2 protein-coding genes are annotated in these 3,342 nt (G+C 49.2%); both read right to left on the bottom strand.

Annotated features, from left to right (window positions below):
- Positions 1-565 precede the first annotated feature (565 nt).
- A complete protein-coding gene (locus ACK6AU_RS31635) occupies positions 566-847 on the bottom strand; it encodes a hypothetical protein (RefSeq protein WP_409303672.1) in 282 nt (93 codons plus the stop codon).
- Between the two features lie 854 nt (positions 848-1,701).
- A partial coding sequence (locus ACK6AU_RS31630; protein ID WP_409303670.1) for a DUF3732 domain-containing protein occupies positions 1,702-3,342 on the bottom strand: 1,641 nt, incomplete at its 5' end.

The raw sequence follows: 3,342 nt of genomic DNA, 5'->3' as shown, positions 1-3,342 counted from the left end.
AGATGTGTATAACAGGCAGCCCCTGTAGCGAGGGAGCTTGCTCCTGCTGGGTTGCGCAGCAACCACAACCGGCTCAAGCCGCTTGGCCTGTCCCCTGTAGCCGCTGTAGCCGCTGTCGAGCGCAGCGAGGCTGCGTACGAGGACGCAGTCCTCGCCAAACCTGCCGATGCTTTTCACCTGGCTGCATACGGTTCTGCGTACATATCCATTGCTGCGGTCACGGCCACTATCGGTTCCGCTCTTACAGCGGGTCACTTTGGAACAGCCGGAATGCCGGCCCAGCCCAAAGTAACCAAAGGGCTCTTGCCCCCGCATTCGGCGCCTCGCCTAGGCTCGGCGTTCCCTCACTCCGGCATTGCTCCGGGGGCCCGCCGCCACAGGCCATCCATGGCCTGACGGCGGCTAGCTCGGCATCCATGCCGAGCTGCCCCCTACGCAACGCCTGCGCTCGGCCTCCTGAAGGGGCAGGTGGATCAAGATCAAAAGCCAAATCCAAAGCCAGATCAACGCGAGATCAAAGGCCGAAGCAAGGCCAAGCGCGTTTTACGCGCTTGTTGAGTGGCGCTCAGCTCTCCAGCGCCGTGCGCCACTGAATCACCTCCAGCACCGCGCAACCCTCCCGGGTGAGCAGATGCACCCCTCGGGTGACGCGCGTCAGGTCGCAGTCGGCAATATCTTTCAGGTTAAGCGTGGACAGCGTGTCCATCAGATCCCGCACCACAGTGAAACGATGGGCCGCACTGCTGGCGAGATCGCTTAGAGAGGCTTGGGTGTCGAGGTAGAAAACAGCTTGATTGGTGTCGTGGGTGTCGACGGGGGAGAAGCGGGAAATCGATTGATCGTCCATGGTCGTTACTCGTTGTAGAGCTTCCACCATCTGCGGCCAAGCAAATTGAGGGTGGCAGCTGTGTGAGGGTTGGCCGACCGGTAACAACGACACCGGCACACCCGAAGGTGTCCCGCACACAGCCGCCATAACACAGAATCGCAGGCACAAAAAAAGCGTCTGCAATGGTGTTTTGGACGCTGATGCGTCGTTGTAATTCGACCGGCCAAGGTCGTTCGCGGATTTTGCCGCGAAGGGCGAACTATAGGGCGCGCGAGTGAGAGGTGCAACCGTGTGTTGGCGGGGATGTTTGAGGCGGTGTGTCATGGCGATAGCAGTGGTCATCGCAGGCATGTGATGAGGTTTTAATCACCCTCATGTTTTAAACCTCTACATGCCAGAAGTCTGTAGCCACCGTCGAAAACCAGCCACTAGCTGTCGTTGGTGACAGGCTGGTTTCGGCCAAAAGCTGCCGTTAGGAATGGCGCCTAACGATTCAAAGGAGCAGAGATGCCTTTTACTCAGCGCTGCCTGCTAGCCGCCGCGTTCATTGTTGAAGAGAATAAGCAGATCCAATTTTTTATAGATCGTAGTACTTCATCAATTGGTACTATTTTGTTGCCCCTAGATCCAGAAAAGTCTTTGCCTCATGCTTCGGATTAAAGTTCACGGGTAAATTATTTTCACTATTCATGAATTTTTACAAGCTCTTCGAATTATTCATTATTTTTCATTAGATAAGGCAGAGGCCTTCGTCTCAGCGAGTTCGCGATGCTCATCCAGAACAGCACTATAAAGCAACGCTGTCCGATATTAGCTCGAGGAGCGGAGCACCTTTGTCTCGTTTGCTGCAAGGGTGCTCACGCTTTATGTCCTCAGTCGAGGATCAGACCATAATCTCCGCGTAACTCTTTATCGACCAAATGAAACCTGTCTAACGCCAGACGTTTCCAATGTGTTTCTTTAATGTGCTCAAGCAGTATTATCTGGAACCCACCCTCTTCGTCCATCTGCTTGACAAAAGAATTCATCTCAATTAAAGCGGCATCAAGACTGATAATGTCATCAGTTGGTTCTCCCTCATTTGAAAAGTAAGGGGTGCTAGGCTGATCCAAAACCATGAATGAAGGCATCCACGTCACTTTGTGTCGCTTAGCAACTTGGTGGATCGCAAAAAAATAAGCCAAGTGAAGATATAGGTAGTTAGATGCACTGCCAATATCAGGCATTTTTTCTACAGAAGACAAATCCTCGGAAAATAAATGAATCAAGCGCTCTTTCTCACTAAACCGAGCGGTAAAGTTATCGTAACCCTTGAGCTTCAGCCTCTTGAGTTTATCATTGATAAACTCATTAAGCTTTTGCTCTGCCAACTCCACCTTTAGATTATCTTCCTCAATCACACTTTTTAGCTGATCGACCTTGGTCTGAAACTCCTCAGGATCGTATGAAAACGTATGATTGTCTGAGTCACTGAAAAGCTGGATTTTTGTGTCAAGCCTTCCGATATATTTGTAATATTCTTTAGGGCTGGAGCGAGATTTCTGGTTTTTTTGTAACGCAGCTAGCTTTTCTTCTAAAGTGTTAATTTCTTTAGTGTTTTCTGATATTAAATCTTTTACCTCCGCCAAAAATGGAGCCTGGTTCTTGGTTTTAAGTGCGGCACGCAGGCGGCTAAGTTCTGTCTGAAGATGATGAATGAGGCTATTGGCCAATTCTGATGGGAAGATCAGTTCTGGGTGTTCGTTAAAGAACTCGACTGGACGCAATGCATACTCTGACTGCTTGGAAGAATTGGAGAACTCAAGTTTCTTATCAGCAAAGGCCTCATATTTTTTATTTTTAGAGCGAAGCGAAAATATTTTCTTTTCAAGCGCCTCCGTCTCGCCCTTCCCAGGCAACGTAATATCTGAGTCGATTACCACCTCTTTCAGTTTCCTCAAAAGCGCATCGACGTCGGTGGGAACATCCTCAATTATGCCAAGAGCAGCTGCCTCCCGACCCAGACCTTGTAAGTCGTCGGCGAACGCTAGTTTATTTTTTTCAAAGATTTCTCTTTTGCGTTCAATTGCTACCTGCTTCTGCTCGAGATCAAGCAACTTTGTTTTTGCGGTCGAGGTTTTGGCGTTTTCAACTCCTAGCGCCATTCGAAAAGTTCGCTCAATAGACTCTTGGTATCGCCCGTCAGCTGGCCGAATATACAGATACTCAGGTGCAATAATTGCGTTCTGATCTTGATAGCTATGAGGAAGGAAACTTCGAAAGGAAACTTTAGAGCCGGTACGAATGTGCCGGCCGCCATATGGAATTTTCAGCTCGGAGTCGATACCAAACGCATCGTTGAGAATCTTCTTAAGGTTGTCGATTTTGATATTAAAGTGTGGCAATTCTGGAATAATACCATCCTCAGAGAAAAAAGCTTGAGAGGTTTCCGTATTTTCTTCAGAAGGGCGTCCAATCAAAATTTCACGACCGTGAATATTAATCCTGAGTCCATACCAAGTAACTTTGGAGTC

The organism is Pseudomonas sp. KCJK8993 (genome assembly GCF_046230915.1).
Lineage (GTDB): Bacteria > Pseudomonadota > Gammaproteobacteria > Pseudomonadales > Pseudomonadaceae > Aquipseudomonas > Aquipseudomonas piscis.
Note: the sequence above shows the minus strand (reverse complement) of the source record. Positions and strands in the feature narration are given on the sequence as shown.